The sequence below is a fragment of the Streptomyces sp. NBC_01077 genome, assembly GCF_045162855.1.
Classification (GTDB): domain Bacteria; phylum Actinomycetota; class Actinomycetes; order Streptomycetales; family Streptomycetaceae; genus Streptomyces.
The window spans coordinates 2,162,501-2,181,759 of record NZ_CP108669.1 but is presented as its reverse complement, the minus strand read 5'-3'; the positions used below and the strand labels follow the sequence as shown (position 1 = coordinate 2,181,759).

General features: G+C 73.2%; 16 protein-coding genes. 7 read left to right on the top strand and 9 right to left on the bottom strand.

The window, feature by feature from the left end; translation table 11 throughout:
* The first annotated feature begins 39 nt into the window (after positions 1–39).
* Positions 40–456 (top strand): DUF742 domain-containing protein, encoded by a 417-nt coding sequence (locus tag OG462_RS09690; protein ID WP_406066448.1) that lies wholly within the window; start codon positions 40–42, stop codon positions 454–456.
* The gene (locus OG462_RS09685) at positions 437–1,042 is read left to right on the top strand and encodes a GTP-binding protein (RefSeq protein WP_406056420.1); all 606 of its coding nucleotides are present in this window, start codon (positions 437–439) and stop codon (positions 1,040–1,042) included. Before OG462_RS09690 ends, OG462_RS09685 begins: the two co-directional genes overlap by 20 nt.
* A 136-nt stretch (positions 1,043–1,178) precedes the next feature.
* Here the strand turns inward: OG462_RS09685 and OG462_RS09680 are convergent, their stop codons facing one another.
* From OG462_RS09680 to OG462_RS09670, 3 genes are all read right to left on the bottom strand, one after another.
* Positions 1,179–2,336 carry a lipid-transfer protein gene (locus tag OG462_RS09680; RefSeq protein ID WP_406066447.1) on the bottom strand — a complete coding sequence of 386 codons (1,158 nt, stop codon included), beginning with the start codon at positions 2,334–2,336 and terminating at the stop codon, positions 1,179–1,181.
* A gap of 26 nt (positions 2,337–2,362) precedes the next feature.
* On the bottom strand, positions 2,363–2,827 hold the full coding sequence (locus tag OG462_RS09675; protein WP_406056418.1) for a Zn-ribbon domain-containing OB-fold protein: 465 nt from the start codon (positions 2,825–2,827) through the stop codon (positions 2,363–2,365).
* A gap of 84 nt (positions 2,828–2,911) precedes the next feature.
* A complete protein-coding gene (locus tag OG462_RS09670; RefSeq protein WP_406056417.1) occupies positions 2,912–3,733 on the bottom strand; it encodes a M15 family metallopeptidase in 822 nt (273 codons plus the stop codon).
* Positions 3,734–3,793: 60 nt separating this feature from the next.
* Here OG462_RS09670 and OG462_RS09665 point away from each other — a divergent pair, with 60 nt between their 5' ends.
* Positions 3,794–4,330, top strand: coding sequence for an NUDIX domain-containing protein (locus OG462_RS09665; protein WP_406056415.1), 537 nt, complete (start codon positions 3,794–3,796; stop codon positions 4,328–4,330).
* Positions 4,331–4,528: 198 nt separating this feature from the next.
* On the opposite strand, the gene OG462_RS09660 is transcribed toward OG462_RS09665, so the two are convergent.
* Positions 4,529–6,988: a TIM-barrel domain-containing protein gene (locus OG462_RS09660; RefSeq protein WP_406056413.1), complete on the bottom strand. Its 2,460-nt coding sequence runs from the start codon at positions 6,986–6,988 to the stop codon at positions 4,529–4,531.
* Between the two features lie 215 nt (positions 6,989–7,203).
* Between OG462_RS09660 and OG462_RS09655 the strand changes: the two genes are divergently transcribed.
* Positions 7,204–9,174 carry an acetoacetate--CoA ligase gene (locus OG462_RS09655; RefSeq protein WP_406056411.1) on the top strand — a complete coding sequence of 657 codons (1,971 nt, stop codon included), beginning with the start codon at positions 7,204–7,206 and terminating at the stop codon, positions 9,172–9,174.
* A gap of 148 nt (positions 9,175–9,322) precedes the next feature.
* On the opposite strand, the gene OG462_RS09650 is transcribed toward OG462_RS09655, so the two are convergent.
* Together OG462_RS09650 and OG462_RS09645 are read right to left on the bottom strand one after the other, a co-directional pair.
* On the bottom strand, positions 9,323–10,411 hold the full coding sequence (locus OG462_RS09650; RefSeq protein WP_406056409.1) for a CU044_5270 family protein: 1,089 nt from the start codon (positions 10,409–10,411) through the stop codon (positions 9,323–9,325).
* Complete coding sequence (locus OG462_RS09645; RefSeq protein ID WP_406056407.1) at positions 10,408–11,289, bottom strand: RNA polymerase sigma factor; 882 nt, start codon at positions 11,287–11,289, stop codon at positions 10,408–10,410. Before OG462_RS09645 ends, OG462_RS09650 begins: the two co-directional genes overlap by 4 nt.
* A 121-nt stretch (positions 11,290–11,410) precedes the next feature.
* On the opposite strand from OG462_RS09645, the gene OG462_RS09640 reads away from it, so the two are divergent.
* Positions 11,411–13,018, top strand: a complete 1,608-nt coding sequence (locus OG462_RS09640) for a serine protease (protein ID WP_406056405.1) — start codon at positions 11,411–11,413, stop codon at positions 13,016–13,018.
* Between the two features lie 99 nt (positions 13,019–13,117).
* On the opposite strand, the gene OG462_RS09635 is transcribed toward OG462_RS09640, so the two are convergent.
* On the bottom strand, positions 13,118–14,437 hold the full coding sequence (locus OG462_RS09635) for an aminotransferase class I/II-fold pyridoxal phosphate-dependent enzyme (protein ID WP_406056403.1): 1,320 nt from the start codon (positions 14,435–14,437) through the stop codon (positions 13,118–13,120).
* A gap of 46 nt (positions 14,438–14,483) precedes the next feature.
* Between OG462_RS09635 and OG462_RS09630 the strand changes: the two genes are divergently transcribed.
* A complete protein-coding gene (locus OG462_RS09630; protein WP_406056401.1) occupies positions 14,484–15,770 on the top strand; it encodes an MFS transporter in 1,287 nt (428 codons plus the stop codon).
* Between the two features lie 23 nt (positions 15,771–15,793).
* Complete coding sequence (locus OG462_RS09625; RefSeq protein ID WP_406056399.1) at positions 15,794–16,693, top strand: hypothetical protein; 900 nt, start codon at positions 15,794–15,796, stop codon at positions 16,691–16,693.
* A gap of 72 nt (positions 16,694–16,765) precedes the next feature.
* On the opposite strand, the gene ptsP is transcribed toward OG462_RS09625, so the two are convergent.
* Both ptsP and OG462_RS09615 read right to left on the bottom strand, forming a co-directional pair.
* The gene (ptsP, locus tag OG462_RS09620) at positions 16,766–18,436 is read right to left on the bottom strand and encodes a phosphoenolpyruvate--protein phosphotransferase (protein WP_406056397.1); all 1,671 of its coding nucleotides are present in this window, start codon (positions 18,434–18,436) and stop codon (positions 16,766–16,768) included.
* Positions 18,437–18,516: 80 nt separating this feature from the next.
* On the bottom strand, positions 18,517–18,966 hold the full coding sequence (locus OG462_RS09615; RefSeq protein ID WP_406056396.1) for a PTS glucose transporter subunit IIA: 450 nt from the start codon (positions 18,964–18,966) through the stop codon (positions 18,517–18,519).
* Positions 18,967–19,259 lie beyond the last annotated feature (293 nt).

Genomic DNA, 19,259 nt, shown 5'->3' with positions numbered 1-19,259 from the left:
CGGTCGAATCGGTGGGGCCGGCCCGACCAGTCGGGCCGGCTGAGTCGGCCGAACCCGTCGGACCAGGGCCAGACCCCCGCCCCCCACCACTGGTTCGACGACGAGGCCGGGCCGGTGGTCCGTCCGTACGCGATGACCCGCGGCCGGACGAGCGCCGCCACCCGCCATCGGCTCGACCTGATCGCGGTGGTCGTGCCCGAGCCCGCCGCCGACGACCCCGGCCGGGACCAGACGCTCTCCCCCGAACACGTGGAGATCGTCGAACGCTGCTCCGAGCAGCCCCAGTCGATCGCCGAGCTCGCCGCAGGACTCGACCTCCCCGTCGGGGTGGTCCGGGTTCTCGTCGGTGACCTCGTCGAGGACGAACTCGTCCATGTGACCCGCCCCGTTCCGCCGGCCGAGCTGCCGGACGTGAGCATTCTCCGCGAGGTGATCAATGGCCTTCGGGCGCTCTAGCCGCAAGCAGTCGTACGTCGAGCCGGTAACCCTGAAGATCCTCGTCGCGGGCGGGTTCGGGGTCGGCAAGACGACGCTGGTGGGCGCGGTCAGCGAGATCCGGCCCCTGCGGACCGAGGAGATCCTCAGCGAGGCGGGGCGGCCCGTCGACGACCTGCACGGCGTCGAGACCAAGACGACCACCACGGTCGCCATGGACTTCGGCCGGATCACCCTCCGCGAGGACCTCGTCCTGTACTTGTTCGGCACCCCGGGCCAGGACCGCTTCTGGTTCCTCTGGGACGAGCTGGCGCAGGGCGCGCTCGGCGCGGTCGTCCTGGCGGACACCCGTCGCCTGGAGGACAGCTTCGCGGCCATCGACTACTTCGAGCGGCGCGGCATTCCGTTCACCGTGGCCGTCAACTGCTTCGAGGGTGCCCAGCGGTTCCCCGCCGAGAGCGTCCGCGGGGCGCTCGACCTGGACCCCGAGGTCGAGCTCCTGATGTGCGACGCCCGGGACCGCGAGTCCGTGAAGAACGTCCTCGTGGCCGTCGTCGAGCACGCCCTCGTCCTCGCGGACCGGAGCCACGCGACGGTCGCCCCCTGAGCTCCGTCGGCCGGGGGAGCCTCAGCGCACCCTCCTGAGCTCCGCCGACCGGGGGAACCCCTCAGCGCACTGCCCTGAGCTCCGTCGGCCGGGGGAGCCTCAGTGCACTGCCCTGAGCTCCGTCGACCGGGGAACCTCAGCGCACCGCCACCACCGCCGACCCGTGCCCGAAGAGGCCCTGGTTCGCGGTGATGCCGACCCGCGCCCCCGGCACCTGCCGGTCGCCCGCCGTACCCCGTAGCTGCCAGGTCAGCTCGCAGACCTGGGCGATCGCCTGGGCGGGCACCGCCTCCCCGAACGAGGCGAGTCCGCCGCTGGTGTTGACGGGCAGGCGTCCGCCGAGCGCGGTCGCCCCGTCCCGCAGCAGCTTGGCGCCCTCGCCCGCCGCGCACAGCCCGATGTCCTCGTACCACTCCAGCTCCAGAGCGGTGGACAGGTCGTAGACCTCCGCGAGGGACAGGTCCTCGGGCCCGATCGCCGCCTCCTCGTAGGCGGCACGGGCGATGGAGGCGCGGAAGGAATGTGGAGCGGGGGCGACGGCCACCGCCGAGTCGGTCGCGATGTCGGGGAGGTCGAGCACTGCCTTGGGGTACGTGGGGGAGACCGTCGACACGGCCCGGACCCGCACCGGGTCGGGGTGCCCGTGGCGGCGCGCGAACTCCATGCTGGACAGCACGAGTGCGGCGCCCCCGTCCGAGGTGGCACAGATGTCGAGGAGCCGCAGCGGATCGGCGACGACGGCCGAGGCCGCGACCTCCTCGGCGCTCACGCGCGCGCGGTAGCGGGCGAGCGGATTGAGCGCGCCGGCAGCCGCGTTCTTCACCTTCACCTGGGCGAAGTCCTCGGGCGTGTCCCCGTACAGGGCCATCCTGCGGCGCGCGTACAGCGCGAAGTACGCGGGGTTGGTGGCCCCGAGCACCCGGAACCGCAGCCAGTCCGGATCGTCGGGACGCTCGCCTCCGGCCGGTGCGAAGAACCCCTTCGGTGTCGAGTCCGCGCCGACGACCAGGACCACGTCCGCGAGTCCGGCGAGGATCTGCGCCCGGGCGGTCCCGATCGCCTGCGCGCCCGAGGCGCAGGCCGCGTACACACTGGTGACCCGCGCGCCCTGCCAGCCGAGGGCCTGCGCGAACGTCGCCCCGGCCACGTAGCCCGGGTATCCGCACCGCATGGTGTCGGCGCCGACGACGGAACCGACGTCCGTCCAGTCGAGGCCGGCGTCGGCGAGGGCGGCGCGGGCGGCGGCGGTCCCGTACGTGACGAAGCTCCGCCCCCACTTGCCCCACGGGTGCATCCCGGCCCCGAGTACGGCGATGTCGTTCACGACCGCTCCTCCCGTGCGACGGGCCGCCAGTTCCAGGTGGTCCAGATGTGCTCGTCGTCCTCATTGAGGACCCCGGGCACCACCTCGACCTCCGTCCCGATCGCCAGATCGGCCGTCGTCACTCCCGGAGCGGCCTGCCCGAGGACCACCATCGCCTCGGCCGCCAGCTCGACGGCGACGAGGGTGTACGGCTCCCAGGGCGCGTCCGGAGCGGAGACGTACGGGGCGGGCGGACGGTAGCGCCCGTCGGTGTACGACCAGACCCGGCCGCGCGGGGAGAGCGGGAAGTCGGCGAGCTCCCCGTCGCCCGGGCAGACCGGGTTGCGGCACCCGTCGTCCGCGCGCGGGAAGAAGACCGAGGCGCAGGCGGTGCAACGGGTGCCGAGCAGCCGGAACTCCGCCTCCGGCACGGTGTCGTCGGTGAACCACCCGGCCACCACCGGTCTGCGTGTCCGTGCCATCGAGGCCTCCCGTGCCTACCACCGACCGTCACTGATCTGACGAACCGTCAGAAGTGTGGCACGGGAGCCCCGCACGCGAAAGGCTCAGTGCCCGGCCACCGACCTCCGCGCCACCGGGAAGTCGAAGAACGTGCTGGGGAACGGCTCCGGCTTGAAGGTGAAGTGCCACCACTCCTCCGGCAGGTTCACGAAGCCCTGCTCCACGAGCGCGCTCTTGAGCAGCTGCCGGTTGGCCCGCTGCGCACCCTGGATCCGGGGATCGTCGGTGTGCGAGAGCGTGTCGAAACAGTCGTACCCGGTCCCCATGTCCACGGAGTTGTCCGGGAACCGGTCCGCCTGCGGCGCGTAGCACTCGGTGAGCCGCTCGCCCGGTACGTACGCGCGCGTGGGCACCGCCGGCAGCCGCACGATCGTCAGGTCCACCGTCGAGCCCCGGCTGTGCCCCGACTTCTCGGCGATGTAACCGTCCGCGAACAGCCTCGACTTGTCGACGAGCGGATAGAACTCCCCCTTCATCCGCTCGTCCGCCAGGTCCTTCGCCCAGCGCACGAAGTGGTCGACGGCCCGCTGCGGCCGGTAGCAGTCGTACACCTTCAGCGTGTAGCCCCGGGCCAGGAGACGTACCTGAGCGCGGTGCAGCGCCTCGGCCGCCGGCCGGGTCAGGATGCACAGCGGCTGCCGGTAGCCGTCCACCGGCTCGCCCACGAAGTTGTGCGCCGTCGTGTAGCGCATCTCCTGAAGGATCGTCCGGTCCACCGAACCGAGGGCCACGAACTCCCGTGGCGCCCTGGGCTCCGGCGCGGCGGATGCCGGGGGAGCGGGGGCGGCGACGGCGCCCGTGACGGCGAGCAGTCCGGCCGCGGCCGTGACGGCGAGAGTACGGAAAGCGGAAGCAAGTCCTGTCATGCGCACCGTCTCTATCAGTTCCGGCAGCGCCGGGAAAGGGTGATCGCATACGGTCGGCCCGTGAAGGACTCCCACACCACCTCGCGCCCGACCTCGCAGGCGACCTACCACTGCACCGCGTGCGGCGCCGCCCACCCGGCCGACGCCGGCTGGCCCCGCACCTGCCCGGCCTGCGGCCACACCGCCTACCGCAACCCGCTTCCCGTCGCGGTCGCCCTGCTTCCCGTCACGGACGGAACGGGCACGGGCCTCGTCGTCATCACCCGCACCATCGAGCCCGCGCGGGGCGAGGTCGCCCTGCCCGGCGGCTTCATCGACCACGGAGAGGACTGGCGCGCCGCCGTCGCCCGCGAACTCCACGAGGAGACCGGGATCGCTGCCTCCGCCGAGGACGTGAGCCTCGCCGACGCGATGAGCTCCCCGGCCGGCCACCTCCTCCTCTTCGGCCTCCTGCCGCCCCGCCCGGCCGCCGAACTCCCGGCCTCGGCCCCGACGAACGAGACGAGCGGCCACCACGTCCTCCACGCACCGGAGGATCTGGCCTTCCCGCTCCACACGCAGGCGGTACGGAAGTGGTTCGCGGGGGCGTACCACTAGGCCGTGTCCGACCTTGACCCGCAGGACAGGCCCTGAGGGCATCCGGCTTCGGGGCACCCGGGCACCCTGCCATCCGGGCTTCGGGGCACCCGGGCACCCTGCCATCCGGGTTTCCGGGCATCCGGGCTTCGGGTGGGGCCGCGCGCCCGCGAGGCCCCACCCGACGTCCGCCGGATCGCTACGACCCCCGCCCGGTTGTTACACCCCCCGCACCCGCACCGGCAGCCCGGCCTCCTCTGCGCCGTCGTCCGTCACCCGCTCGACGACCACCAGACCGTCCACGAGCCGTGACTGGTACCGCTCGATCTCGGCCGACTCCCAGCCGTCCCCCGTGTCCCGTACGACGAGCCCGCCGCCCGTCCGCCCGGCGGCGGGCGCCCAGACCTCCAGGGCCGGTTCGCCGTCCTCGCCCCGCACCGGGAGCACCGCCCCCGCCCGCGCCAGGACCGGCACCCGGGACAGCGGCGCGTCGAGCAGCACCTGCCCGGGACCCTCGTACGCCTGCCCCGTCGCCGTGTCGTACCAGCGTCCGCGCGGCAGCCGCACCGCCCGCCGGTCGGCGCCCCGGGTCAGGACCGGCGCCACGAGCAGCGCGTCACCGAGCAGGAACGCGTCCTCGCAGTCGCGCAGCACCCGGTCCTCGGGCGTCCCCCACCACAACGGGCGTACGTACGGCGCGCCCGTCATCCGGGCGAGCCGCGCCAGGTTCGTGAAGTACGGCCGCAGCCGCTCCCGTTCGGCCAGCGCCACGCGCGCGTGCTCCAGGACCTCCGGGCCGAACTCCCACGGCTCGCGCCGCCCCGCGTCGATCGCCGCATGGGTACGGAACAGCGGAAGCCATGCGCCCAGCTGGTACCAGCGCAGGAACAGTTCCGGCGTCGGGCTGCCGTCGAAACCGCCCACGTCCGGCCCCGAGTACGGCACCCCGCACAGTCCCAGCCCCAGGACCAGGGCGAGCGAGGCGCGCAGCCCCGGCCACCCCGTCGACACATCGCCCGACCAGGTGCCCCCGTACCGCTGCATGCCCGCCCAGCCCGAACGCGAGAAGAGGAAGGGCCGCTCGTCGGGCCGCAGCCGGCGCAGCCCCTCGTACCCGGCCCGCGCCATCGTGAGGCCGTACACGTTGTGCGCCTCGCGGTGGTCTCCGCCCCGGCCGTCCAGGTCGTGCCGTGCCGAGCGGGGCAGGGTCGTGTCACCGAAGGGCGCGAAGGACACGGGCTCGTTCATGTCGTGCCAGACGCCGGCGAAGCCCTGCCGGAGCCGCTCCTCGTAGAGATCGCCCCACCACTCCCGTACCGCCGGATCGGTGAAGTCCGGGTAGGCGCACTCGCCCGGCCAGACCACCCCGTGGACCTCGTTGCCCCGCGCGTCGCGGACGAACGCCCCCGCCGCCCGCCCGCTGTCGTACACCGCGTTCCCCGGTTCGGCCTTCACCGCCGGGTCCACGATCGACACCAGCCGCACGCCCTGCTCCCGCAGCTCCTTCGCGAGCCCCGGCAGATCGGGGAACCGCTCCCGGTCGACGGTGAACACCCGGTGCCCGTCGTAGTGGTCGATGTCCAGGTGGACGGCGGACAGCGGCAGCCCCCGCTCCCGGTACCCGGCAACGATCCGCCGCACCTCGCGTTCGCTGCCGAACCCCCAGCGCGCGTGCTGCGGTCCGAGCGCCCAGTCCGGCGGCAGCGCCGGAGCGCCGGTGAGGGCCGCCCAGCCGTGGAGTACGCGCGCGGGGGTGCCGACCACCACCCAGCAGCGCAGTGGCCCGCCGCCCATCCGGACCTCGCTGGTCCCCGGCCGGTCGTGCCCGGACCCCGCGCCCTCCTCACCCTCGGCCAGGGTGACCCGGCCGTCCCAGGAGTTGTCGTGGAAGGCCAGGTGCGTCCCCGCGTCCGAGACGACGAACTGGACGGGCATGGTGAGGTAGAGCGGATCGTCCCCGGGGCCGAAACTCCCCTTGGGGTCGGTGTTCCAGAGGCGGTACGAGCCGTCCCGCAGCCGCGGCCCCGCCGACCGCCCACCGAGCCCGAAGAAGCGCCCGTCCGCCGGCACCTCACTGCGCTGCACCCAGCGCGCCCCGGCGGCACGTCCCGCGCCCACCGGCCCCGCAGCCGAAGAGTCCCCGTTCGCACCCGAGGAGCCCCCGTTCGCTTCCGGGGAGTCCCCGTTCGCCCCCGGGGAGGCCGCCTTCTCACCCGCCACCGGCTCCCACCAGCGCGGCGGCAGGTCCCGGCGCAGCATCACCCCGCCCGGCGTCCGGATCTCCACCGCCCCGTGCCGGGAGACCGCCACCGTCACCCGCTCCGACACGATCCGCCAGCCGCCGTCCGTGTCTGGCTCGAGCGACGCCCGCGGATCCGCATCCGGTGCCTCGCCGGCGAGGGCGTACGAGGGAAGCGGCTCGGCCCCGTCCCACCCCCAGAACACGGTGCCGCCCGACGACACACGGATCCGCAGCGAGGACCGCGCGAACCGAATGGTCCCCCCACCGGGCGCGGCCTCCGCCCCCGTCGCGAGCCCCGGTACCCGGGCCCGCTCCGCACCCCTCGGCGGCAGCCCCCACGCGTCCGTGCGACGCTGCCGCCACGCCGCCCGCACCGTCCGCAACCCCTGCACCGAGCCGAACACCTTCATCGAACGCACCAGTTCACGACCGTCCATGCAGCTCAGCCTGCCACCCACCTGGGGCGGAACAGGCTCCGTTCAACTGTCGTTCACCCGTGGTGGGAGCACATATTCAACTCCCCGACCATGGGCGGCCAGCCCTGGTGCGAAAGACGATCACATGGCATCGTCCTGTCAGCCGCGTCACGCGCACACCCCAGCACGTGCGCGGGACACACGCCGACCCCGCGTACAGCCAGGGAGCCGCCCCAATGACATCAGCGCAGACCGAGCCGCTCTGGCAGCCGGACGAGGAACGCATCGCCACGGCCGCCGTCACCCGCTTCCAGACCTGGGCCGCCGAACACCACGGCGCCCCGGCCGAGGGCGGATACCCGGCGCTCCACCGCTGGTCCGTCGACGAGCTCGAAGCCTTCTGGCAGGCGGTCGTCGAGTGGTTCGACATCCGCTTCTCCACCCCGTACGAGCGTGTCCTCGGCGACCGCTCGATGCCCGGCGCCGACTGGTTCCCCGGGGCCACCCTCAACTACGCCGAGCACGCCTTGCGCGCCGCCGACGAGCGCCCCCATGACACGGCCCTGCTCCATGTGGACGAAACACATGACCCCGCGCCGATCACCTGGGGCGAACTCCGCCGCCAGGTCGGCTCCCTCGCCGCCGAACTCCGTGCCCTCGGCGTCCGGCCGGGCGACCGGATCAGCGGCTACCTGCCCAACGTCCCGCAGTCCGTCGTGGCCCTCCTCGCCACCGCGGCCGTCGGCGGCGTGTGGACCTCCTGCGCCCCGGACTTCGGCGCCCGCAGCGTCCTCGACCGCTTCCAGCAGGTCGAGCCCGTCGTCCTCTTCACCGTCGACGGCTACCGCTACGGCGGCAAGGAGCACGACCGCCGCGACACCGTCGCCGAGCTGCGCGCCGAGCTCCCCACCCTCCGCGCGGTCGTCCACATCCCGCTGCTCGGCACCCCGGCCCCCGAGGGCACCCTCGACTGGGCCGACCTCGTCGCCGCCGACGTCGAGCCGGTCTACGAGCAGGTCCCGTTCTCGCACCCGCTGTGGGTCCTGTACTCCTCCGGCACGACCGGCCTGCCGAAGGCGATCGTCCAGTCCCAGGGCGGCATCCTCGTCGAGCACGTCAAGCAGCTGGGCCTGCACTGCGACCTCGGCGCCGAGGACGTGTTCTTCTGGTACACCTCCACCGGCTGGATGATGTGGAACTTCCTCGTCTCCGGCCTGCTCACCGGCACGACGGTCGTCCTGTACGACGGCAGCCCCGGCTACCCCGACACCGCCGCCCAGTGGCGCGTCGCCGAACGCACCCGCGCCACCCTGTACGGCACCTCCGCCGCGTACGTGATGGCCTGCGCCAAGGCGGACGTGCACCCCGGCCGCGACTTCGACCTCTCGGCGGTGAAGTGCGTCGCCACCACCGGTTCCCCGCTGCCGCCCGACGGCTTCCGCTGGCTCCACGACGAGGTCCGCGAGAACCTGTGGATCGCCTCCGTCAGCGGCGGCACCGACGTGTGCTCCTGCTTCGCGGGCGCCGTCCCCACCCTCCCGGTCCACATCGGCGAACTCCAGGCGGCGGGACTCGGCACCGACCTCCAGGCCTGGGACCCCTCCGGCAAGCCCGTGATCGGCGAGGTCGGCGAACTGGTCGTCACCAACCCCATGCCGTCCATGCCGATCCACTTCTGGAACGACCCCGACGGCAGCCGTTACCGCGACAGCTACTTCGAGATGTTCCCGGGCGTCTGGCGTCACGGCGACTGGATCACGATCACCGACCACGGCTCGGTCGTCATCCACGGCCGCTCCGACTCCACCCTGAACCGCCAGGGCGTGCGGATGGGGAGCGCCGATATCTATGAGGCCGTCGAACGCCTCCCGGAGATCCGAGAATCCCTCGTGATCGGCCTGGAGGAGCCGGACGGCGGCTACTGGATGCCGCTCTTCGTCCACCTCGTCGAGGGGGCCACTCTGGACGACGAGCTGATCGCCCGCATCAAGCGGACGATCCGCACCGAACTGTCCCCGCGTCACGTCCCCGACGAGATCATCGAGGTCCCGGGCGTCCCGCACACCCTCACGGGCAAGCGGATCGAGGTCCCGGTCAAGCGCCTCCTCCAGGGCACCCCCCTGGCCAAGGCCGTCAACGCCGGCTCGGTCGACGACCTCGGTCTCCTGCACTTCTACGAGACCCTGGCGGCCACCCGCCGCGGCTAGGGCTGTCCGGCGTATCTGGTCGGACAGGCCATAGGCGCCCACACGACCCGGGGCCCCGATCCGACCGGATCGGGGCCCCGAGCGTTTCCCGGCCCTACGCCGGCGTCCTCCGACCCACCCCGGCGTCCTCCGGCTCCAGGGCGTGCCCCTAAGCCTTCGGCAGTTCCCCGGGTGCGGAGGCCGCCGCCTTGGCGAGCACCGCCGAGACACCGAGGACGGTGCCGGCCCGCCCGGCCGACGTGGTCCCGGTGAGCACCGTGCGCTCGCCGAGGAACGCCGACGTCGTACGGTCGAAGATCCACTGAGTCTGCTCGCCGCCGGAGGCACGGGCGACGGCGACACCCTCACGACCGGCCGCGTCCGTGGCGGACGGCAGCACGGTGACCCCGGGGATCCGCGCCGCCGCCTCGTACAGCGCGGAGGTGACCTTCGGCGGGGCCCAGGTCTCGGCGAGCAGCGTCCCGATCGCGGTGAACGCCCGCTGCTCGGGATCACCTCCGGTCCCGCGGGTCTGCTCGCGGATCAGCCGCAGCAGCGCATCCGGCTCGGTGGGCAGCGTCGCCACGTACGTGTGCGTCGGGTTGGTGACGGACGGAGGTGCCGCCTCGGCGGTGGTCTTCCGGGGCGTGGCCCCGCGGTGGTCCAGCTCGTACACGGGCAGCCGGGGGCCCAGCGTCGTGTCGGCGGCACCGGGCTCACGCAGCAGGCCGGCCCGGCTGCCGTCGGCCGACAGCCACACCTCGCGCTGATGGGCGGGCGGCAGCGTGGCGGAGCCGCCGGCCGCGCCGCGCCCCGCGTGCGCGACGAGGCTCTTGACGTACACGTACCCCTCGGCCCGGGCGTCCGGCGTGGGTGCGGCAGCGGCGGCGAGCGCCGCGTGGGACAGCACGCGTACGGCGTCGGGGGAGGCGGGCTGTCCGACGTGCGGACGGCCCGGGGACCCGGCCGACGGGTCCTGGGGAGCGAGGACGGCGACACAGGCCACGACCGCGCAGGCGGACACGGGCGCGATGATCCAGCCCAGCCGGAGCCCGGGGCGCGACCGGCGGCTGGGGACCGGGCGGGTGTCCGCGCCGGCTCCGTCGGCCAGGGCGTTCCGCAGGACGGCGTGGCGCAGGGCGATGTCCCGGTCGGGTGTCAGGTCGGCCACCGGCGGCGGGGGCAGCAGCGCGGTGAGCTCGGCGCGCAGGAGCGCGTCAGGGGCGGTGTGCGGAGGGCGGGGGGCGGAGGTGTTCATGCCTGCTTCTCCGAGGTGGGTCGGGGCGAGAGGGCCGGGTGGACGGTCGGGCGGACGGAAGCGGCTCCGGTGACGGACCCTGGATCGGGCCCGGACAGGTGGCCGGACCCCGGCCCGCGCCCGGGTACGGGTTCGCGCGCCGATTCGGGTACGAGTACGGGTTCGCGCGCCGATTCGGGTACGGGCACGGGTTCACGCTCGTGAGTGCCGAGGGCCACGGCGACGGCCTGCCCGCCCGGCCCTTCGCCCTCGCCGCGTGATCCGGCGACCACCCGGGAGACGCCGCCAACCGCCCGCCCGCCCGAGCGGACCGCCGACGCGACGGAGCGCTCCTGGCGCCGGGCGGCGCGCAGTTCGGCGTCGGCGAGCTTCCGGAGCCGTTCGCGCGACCGCGAAAGCCGGGACCGGACGGTCCCCACGGGAATGCCCAGCGCCTCCCCGGCTGCGGCGTAGTCGAGCCCGGCCCACACCACGAGCGTGAAGACCTCCCTCTCCCGCCGCCGGAGCTTGCCGAGTGCGGCGCGGGCGGCCCGTACCTGCTCCCCGTCCGTCATCCGGGCGAGGACGTCGTCGGCGAAGTCCGGCAGGACGCCCCGCTCGGGCATCCGGGCCAGCGCCGCGTCCCGCCGCCGTGCCTCGCGGGCGGACCCCCGCATGATGTTGGTCGCGATGCCGAGCAGCCACGGGCGCAGAGTTCCGCCCTCGGCGTGCACCTTCCCGCGACAACGCCAGGCCTCGAGGAACGCGGCGGAGACGACGTCCTCGGCCGCCGCCCGGTCCCCGCACACCCGGAAGGCGTAGTGGTACAGCACGCGTGCGTGCTCGTCGTACGCCTCGCCGAGCGCGGAGGGGTCCCCGGCGCGGAAACGATCTCTCATAGGTGATTCCACACAAGGCACTGGACGCTGGTTCGTCCGGGTTCCCGTGACCTGGGCCACACCTCTCGCCGGTGTGGCCCAGGTCACGGGAACGCCGGTCCTGCCACGCCCAGTGCTGGGCATGAACGATTCCTCGACGTCCAGCCGTACGCCCCGGGGCGCGACCCGCCGTACGGCCCTGCGCACCCTGGCCCTGGCCGCCGTACTGGCAGGCACCTCCCTCACGGCCCTGCCCCCGGGCGCGACCGCGTCGGCCGCCGCCCCGGAGACGTACGCGCTGACCATCCGTCACCTCGACCGTGCGGGCGCCGCCACCGGCGGCTACCGGACGAACGTCACCGGCCTCTCGGGTGCCGGCGCCGACGCCTCGGCCTCGCCCTACGACGCGTCCGGCACGGTCACCGTCCGCCTGCCCAAGGGCCGCTACCTGCTCGACTCCACCCTGAACGGCGCCGACCCGGCCACCGGCACCGACTGGATCGTCCAGCCCCGTCTGGACCTCGACCACGACACGACGGTCACCGTCGACGCCCGGACGACCGCCCCGGTGGACGTCCGGCCGCCGGAGTCCGGTGCCCGCTACCTGCACAGCATGGCGTTCGTCGAGGCCACCCACGAGGGCACGACCCGCTCCGCGAACATCATGATGTCGAGCGCCGGCCTGCGCGTGGCCCACCTCGGCCCCACCGCCGAATCCGGCTCGGTCAACGAGTGGATCGACACCTACTGGTCCGGCGCCCGCGCCGACTACGCGCTCGGCTACGTCTTCACCTCCGCGCGCGCCCTGACCGGCCTCGTCCGCCACCCCGAGGCCACGGCCCTGGCCAGCGTCAAGGTCCGCGGAGCCGCCCCGGAGGGCGCGACCGGAACCGCGTTCGTCGACATCCAACCCAGCGCCGGCCCCACCGTCGGCCTTGTCCGGCCCCTCCCGCTGCCCGGCACAGCGACTTTCCTCGTCACCCCGGAACGCGGGCTGTGGGACGTCGGCTACGCCGGACCCGCGGCCCCCGAGACCCCGCCCAACCGCTACGTCGCCAACGGATTCGTGGTACGCGCGGGCGCCACCACCACCCACACCTTCGACAACGCCGTCTTCGGCCCCGCGCTCGACACCGCACCCGGCGCCCGCCCGGCGGGCGTCCGCGACGGCGACACCCTCGCCCTCGACCTGCCGCTGCTCGCCGACGGCGAGGGCCACGCGCCGACCGCCCCGCGCTTCCACAGCGCCACCACCACGCTCCACCGCGACGGGGTCCTGATCGGCACCGAGCAGGGCGACCCCGGCCGCGCCACGTTCACCACCACGCCGGGACGGGCCTCGTACCGGTTGTCAGCCACGGCGATCCGCGGCGACGGCACGTCGACGAGCGGACGCGTCACCACTGCCTGGACCTTCACGTCGGCCGCCGCGTCCCGCCCCACCGCACTGCCCCTCAGCACCGTCCGCTTCACCCCGGCCCTTGACCTCGGCGGCACCGCCCCGGCGGGAACCCTCGTGCGCGTACCCGTCACCGTCCAGGGTGCGGCCGCCGCGAGCGGAGTCCGTTCCCTCACCGTGTCCCTGTCGACCGACAACGGCACCACCTGGACCCGAGTCCCCGTCGTCGACGGCCAGGCCGGATTCCGCACCCCCGGCCCCGGCGGGTCCGTCTCTCTGCGCGCCGAACTCACCGACACCCAGGGCAACACCCTCACCCAGACCCTGACGAACGCCTACCGGACGCGATGATCTGACGAGACCGTGTCCGAGCGCTCCGGGAAGGGACCACCCTTCCCGGAGCGCTCACGCCTGCCCGTCGCCCCCCCCCCGGAGGCGAACCCCAACGGGTCACCCCCCGTACGTCGCCTGGGTGTCGCCCAGCACCTCCGCGAAATCGGCCGCGAGCCGCGCCGCGTCCCCGGGTGCGAGCGTCGCCGTCGTGATCCGTACGGCCGGCGGGGCGGAGATCCGGAACCGCGCCCCCGCGGCGACCCACCAGCCCTGTGTCCGCAGCCCGTTGACGACCGCCGACTCGTCCCGGACCGGCACCCACACGTTCAGCCCGCTTGCCCCGACCGCCCGGATTCGATGGACCCCGAGCGCGCCGATCAGAGCCGCGCGCCGCTCGGCGTACGCCTCCTCGCCCGCCGCCACGAGCGCGCGTACCGCCCCGTCGGAGAACAGACCGGCCACCGTCTCCTGGAGAACGTGGCTGACCCAGCCCGAGGTCATCAGCATCCGCCCGTCGTGGCGCGCGAGCGTGATCGCGTCGCACGCGACCCCGGCGAAGCGAAGGTCGATCCCGAGGTGCTTCGACACCGTCCGCACCTGCGCCCACCGTTCGAGCCCCGCAGCCGCAAGGGTGTACGCCGCCGCCCCGCCGATCTCCGCGTTGTGGTCGTCCTCCACCACGAGCACCTCCGGGAACTCCCGTAGCACCGCGACCAGTTCGTCCCGACGCGACCGCGTGAAGAACGCCCCGGTCGGACACTGCCCCCGCGGACTGCACACCACCGCGCGCACCCCGCCCCGCAGCGCTGCCCGCAGCGACTCCGGTACGAGCCCCTCGTCGTCCACGGCCACCGGGACCGTCCGCAGCCCCAACGCGGGCACCAGATCGAGCAGATGGTGGAAACCCGGATCCTCCACGGCCACCGCGTCACCGGGCCGCAGCTCCGTCGAGAGGAGCCGCGCGATGCAGTCGAGCGCCCCGTGCGCGAACGTCACATGCCGCGTCGGCACCCCGTCCCGCGCGAACCACTGCCGGGTCGCCTCTTCGAGCGCCGCGAGCCGTGGCGCGGCGCGATGGGACCCGTACACCGGGGCGACCGTCGACGGAGGACGCAGGACGGGGAGGAAGGCCGGGTCGGGATGCCCGCCGGCCAGGTCCACCAAGCCCTGAGGCACCCGCGGTGGACGTCGGGAGGCCACCGACGGCACCTCGGCGACGACCGTCCCGCCCCGGCCCCGCGTGACGATCAGCCCGCGCTGCCGCAGCTCCTTGTAGGCCGTCGCGACCGTCCCCGGACTCACCCCCAGGGCGTCGGCGAGCCGCCGCACGGGCGGCAGGGCGTCGCCGGGGGAGAGCCCGCCCTCGGTCACGCCCCGCTCCACGGAAGCTGCGATCCCCTTGGCTGTCGTGCCTTCGATCGAATATTGTGCTGCCACGTAATCAACTATGTATCAATACAAAGAAGTTCGCAAGGGGGACCCATTGAGCCGCTCCACCCACTCCACCAGAACAGCCCTCAAGGACCGCATCCCCGGCGGCCCCGACGGCCGCCGCATGCTCGTCGTCGGCTTCATCGACAAGTGCGGCACCGGACTCTGGTCCACGGCCATGGCCCTCTACTTCACCTACGTCACCGGCCTCGGTCTCGGCGAGGTCGGCCTCCTCATCGCCGTCTCCGGCGCCGCCGGCATCGCCGGAGCTCCTCTCGGCGGCCGACTCGCCGACCGCTTCCCCCTCGTCCGCGTCATCATCTGCACCCAACTGCTGCGTGCCGCGGCCCTCCTCGCCCTCCTCACCACCGACGACTACCTGCTGCTCGTCCTCTTCTCGGCCGCCGGCGCCCTCCCCGACCGCGCCACCAACGTCCTCACCAAGCTCTACGCCGCCCGGGTCGCCGGCCCCGACCGCGTCCGCTACCAGGCCATCAACCGCACCACCTCCAACATCGGCTGGACCCTCGGAGGCCTCGGCGCCGCGGCCGCCCTCGCCGTCGGCACCACCACCGCGTTCCACCTCCTCCTCGTCGGCGACGCCCTCTCGTACCTCCTGATGGCGGCGCTCACCCTCCGCTGCGCCGAACCCCCGGCCCCCGCCACCTCCCGGATCGCCGCTGCGTCCGCCGATGCCGCTCCCGCGACCAGGCCCTCCAATCCCTGGCGCGACCGGGGCTTCCTCGGCTTCACCGCGGCGGACTCGGTCTTCTACCTCCACGACTCGATCCTCCAGGTCGCGCTGCCGCTCTGGATCGTCCACGCCACCGACGCCCCCGTCGGCCTCGCCCCGCTCCTGATGGTCGCCAACAGTGCCCTCGTCGTGATCTTCCAGGTCCCGCTCTCGCGCTTCGGATCCTCCACCGACGCCGCCCGCCGCCTGCTCGTCCCCCTCGCGATCCTCTTCATCGTCGGTACGGTCGCCCTCGCCGTCTCCGCCCTCGGCGGCCGGACGCTCGCCATCGCCGCCCTGATCACCGCGGCCGTCGTCCTCACCTTCGCCGAGATGATCCACACCATCGCGTCCTGGGAGATCTCCGTCGCCCTCGCCCCCGACGACGCCCAGGGCGCCTACCTCGGCGTCCACGGCCTCGCCCAGTCCACCCAGCGCTTCGTCGGCCCCCTGCTCATGACCGGCCTCGTCTCCGCGGGCCCCCTGGCCTGGCCCTTCCTCGGCGCGGCCCTCGTCGCCACCAGCGCCGCCCAGAACCGCCTGGTCCGCCGACGCCTCCCCAGGACGTCACTGTCAGTGGCGAAGGTTACGGTGAGTGAGCACTGATCGGACCGTCACCAGGGGGAGACATGACACGGACCGGCACCACCCGAGCGAACCTCCGCCGCGCCCTGCGCCGCGAAGTCCCCAGCACCGTCGGCCTCCTCGCCGACGAGCACGACTTCACGGCCATGCGCCAGTACCGGACCTTCGCCTTCGACGACCACACCACCTACCTCCGCCAGGTCGAGGCCCTCCTCAGGACCCTCGCCACGCAGGGCGGCCACACCACCGTCACCCTCTTCGACCCCGAGGAGTACGCGGCCTACTGCGCCGAGACCGCCATCGACCCCGACCACCCCACCAGCCGCAGCCGCTTCACCGCCCACCTCGCCGCCACCGGCGCCCACGTCACCTATACCGGGCAGCCCCTCAGTACCCTTCTCCCCGAGCTGGTCGACACCGCCGTCCGCCACGCCACCTGGGAGTACGCCACCACCGTCCTCGCCACCACCGGCGACTGCGCCACCTGCGGCAAAGACATCGGCAGGGCCGCCTTCGAGCGCGCGGCCCGGCTCCTCGCCCGACTCCTGGACGCAGCCGGCCCCGGCACCCACCACCTCGTCTGCAGCGTCCCGGCGGCCGACGACCAACTCCTCGCCGTCCTCCACGCCGACGGCACCACCTCGCCCACGGCCGTGGAGGACGCCGCAGCCGCCGAGTTCACCGCAGTCCTTGCCGCGGGCATCGTCCTCGGAGCCCCCGGCGGACTCGTCCTGCGCACCACGACCCCCGGCGACCGCGACCGGCTCCACGGCTGGCGCCTCACCGGCGGCACCCTCGCCCCGCTCACCGAGGCCGAGGTCTTCGCCGCCTACTGCACCGACGCCCGCACCGGAGAACCACTCTCCCCGGAACCGGGCGTCGACCACCGTGCCGGCTTCCCCCTCGACCCCGACCCCGACGACGACTGGACCACCCACCACTGACCCACACACACGACGAAGGGGCTCCCCGCCACCTCGGTGACGGAAAGCCCCTTCGTCAAGCACCCCCGGGAATCACTCCCCGGACAGCACCGCCTGCGCGGCCACGCGCGCCTCGTGCGCCGAGTCCGCGGCACGCGCCGCGGCGGCGGCCCGCTCGCACTGCGCCAGCGTGTACTTGGCAAGCGTCGCCCGCACGTACGGAATCGAGGCAGCACCCATGGAAAGGGAGGTGACACCCAGACCCGTCAGCACACAGGCGAGCAGCGGGTCGGCGGCCGCCTCGCCACAGACACCACAGCTCTTGCCCTCGGCCTTCGCCGCCTCGGCGGACAGCGCCACCAGGTCGAGCAGCGCCGGCTGCCACGGGTCCTGGAGCCGCGACACCGCACCGACCTGACGGTCGGCCGCGAAGGTGTACTGCGCCAGGTCGTTGGTGCCGAGCGAAAGGAACTCGACCTCCTGGAGGATCGAGCGCGCCCGCAGCGCGGCCGAGGGAATCTCCACCATCGCACCGAACTTCGCCCGCAGCCCCGCCTCACGGCACGCGTCGGCGAAGGCCTTCGCGTCCGTACGGTCGGCCACCATCGGCGCCATGACCTCGAGGTACACCGGCAGGCCCTCGACGGCCTTGGCGAGCGCGGTCAACTGCGTCCGCAGCACCTCAGGGTGGTCAAGGAGCGATCGCAGACCCCGGACGCCGAGCGCCGGGTTCGGTTCGTCCACCGGCGTCAGGAAGTCCAGCGGCTTGTCCGCACCGGCGTCGAGCACCCGCACGACCACACGGCCCTCGGGGAAAGCCTCGAGCACCTTGCGGTAGGCCTCGATCTGCTTCTCCTCGGACGGCGCCTGCTTGCTGTCGTCCAGGAAGAGGAACTCCGTACGGAACAGACCGACACCCTCGGCACCGGCCTCCACCGCAGCCGGCACGTCCGCCGGACCACCGACGTTGGCGAGCAGCGGCACCTTGTGCCCGTCCGAGGTCGCGCCCGGGCCGCTGGAGGTCGCCAGCGCGGCCTTACGAGCGGCGGCGGCCTGGGTCAGCTCCGCCTTCTTCTCCTCGCTCGGGTCCACGAAGAGTTCACCGGTCGAACCGTCGACCGCGATGAGCGTGCCCTCGGCGATCTCACCCGCGCCCGGCAGCGCGACGATGGCCGGCACACCCAGCGCCCGCGCCAGGATGGCGCTGTGGCTGGTCGGCCCGCCCTCCTCGGTCACGAACCCCAGCACCAGCGCGGGGTCGAGCAGCGCCGTGTCGGCGGGCGCCAGGTCCCGCGCGATCAGCACGTACGGCTCGTCACTGTCCGGCACACCCGGCATCGGCACACCGAGGAGGCGCGCCACGATCCGGTTCCGTACGTCGTCGAGGTCGGCGACGCGGCCGGCCATGTACTCACCGGCACCGGCGAGCAGCTCGCGATAGTGCGAGAAGGCGTCGTAGATACCGCGCTCGGCCGTGCTGCCCACGGCGATCCGGCGGTCCACATCGGCGATGAGCTCCGGGTCCTGGGCGATCATCGCCTGGGCCTCGAGCACGTGCTGAGCCTCGCCTCCGGCCAGGTTGCCGCGTGCATTGAGGTCGGCAGCGACAGCCTCGACGGCCTGACGGGCGCGCCCCTGTTCGCGCTCCGCCTCGTCCGCCGGAATCTGCTTGGCCGGCGGCTCGAGAACCGCCGTGCCCATGTGCCGGACCTCGCCGATCGCCACACCGTGGCTGACGCCGACGCCTCGCAGCGTTGTCTCCATCTCACCCGTCTCCGATAGAGCGGCGGCACCTGCCGCCGCGTTGAATGTCGAACTCGCGGTCGTCACGGGGACGAACCGGCTCAGCTCCAGCCGAAGAGCTTGTCGCCGGCCTTCACGTCGCCGTCTTCGACGACGTAGGAGAGCGAGTCCGCAGTGGCCTCGAGGGCCACGATGGGGCAGATGGGGGATTTACCGGCGGCCTCGACCGCAGAGGGGTCCCAGCGCACGACGGCCTGTCCGCGCGTCACGGTGTCACCCTTCCGGACGAGCAGCTCGAAGCCCTGCCCGTTGAGCTGAACGGTGTCGATGCCGAGGTGGGTCAGCACACCGTGGCCCTCGCCGTCGACGACGACGAACGCGTGCGGGTGCATGGAGACGATGACCCCGTCGATGGGGGAGACGGCCTCAGAGGGCTCACGTACGGGATCGATGGCGGTACCGGGACCGACCATCGCACCGGAGAAGACCGGGTCGGGAACTGCGGCGAGACCGATGGCGCGTCCAGCAAGCGGCGACGTCACGGTTGTCATGGGAAGCCTCCCAGGGGCGGAGATTGTGTGGCGCCGTCACTACCTGTCCTGGACGGCGTACTGTTCTGAAGCGTAAGTCATAAGAAGTCCTAGTTCCGCACGAGACGTACCAGTTGGGCGGAGCTAGGGACTACCGGAAACGATTTGCCTCGACTGACGGTGGGATGTACTGTCGTACTCCTGCCTGACCCCAACGCGGCCTTGAGTCGCGGGTCGGCAGCACCTATCAAGCCAGATCCTAACCCCAGTGGTCTACACCTCTGCATGCTCGCAGGGGACGTGGTCAGGGGGAC

What these genes read in the sequence shown, in the direction of transcription:
- OG462_RS09685 (WP_406056420.1), top strand. Translation starts at nt 437, where the DNA reads ATGGCCTTCGGGCGCTCTAGCCGCAAGCAGTCGTACGTCGAGCCGGTA.
- OG462_RS09680 (WP_406066447.1), bottom strand. Translation starts at nt 2,336, where the DNA reads ATGCACCCGTGGGGCAAGTGGGGGCGGAGCTTCGTCACGTACGGGACC.
- OG462_RS09675 (WP_406056418.1), bottom strand. Translation starts at nt 2,827, where the DNA reads ATGGCACGGACACGCAGACCGGTGGTGGCCGGGTGGTTCACCGACGAC.
- OG462_RS09670 (WP_406056417.1), bottom strand. Translation starts at nt 3,733, where the DNA reads ATGACAGGACTTGCTTCCGCTTTCCGTACTCTCGCCGTCACGGCCGCG.
- OG462_RS09660 (WP_406056413.1), bottom strand. Translation starts at nt 6,988, where the DNA reads ATGGACGGTCGTGAACTGGTGCGTTCGATGAAGGTGTTCGGCTCGGTG.
- OG462_RS09655 (WP_406056411.1), top strand. Translation starts at nt 7,204, where the DNA reads ATGACATCAGCGCAGACCGAGCCGCTCTGGCAGCCGGACGAGGAACGC.
- OG462_RS09650 (WP_406056409.1), bottom strand. Translation starts at nt 10,411, where the DNA reads ATGAACACCTCCGCCCCCCGCCCTCCGCACACCGCCCCTGACGCGCTC.
- OG462_RS09645 (WP_406056407.1), bottom strand. Translation starts at nt 11,289, where the DNA reads ATGAGAGATCGTTTCCGCGCCGGGGACCCCTCCGCGCTCGGCGAGGCG.
- OG462_RS09640 (WP_406056405.1), top strand. Translation starts at nt 11,411, where the DNA reads ATGAACGATTCCTCGACGTCCAGCCGTACGCCCCGGGGCGCGACCCGC.
- OG462_RS09625 (WP_406056399.1), top strand. Translation starts at nt 15,794, where the DNA reads ATGACACGGACCGGCACCACCCGAGCGAACCTCCGCCGCGCCCTGCGC.
- ptsP (WP_406056397.1), bottom strand. Translation starts at nt 18,436, where the DNA reads ATGGAGACAACGCTGCGAGGCGTCGGCGTCAGCCACGGTGTGGCGATC.
- OG462_RS09615 (WP_406056396.1), bottom strand. Translation starts at nt 18,966, where the DNA reads ATGACAACCGTGACGTCGCCGCTTGCTGGACGCGCCATCGGTCTCGCC.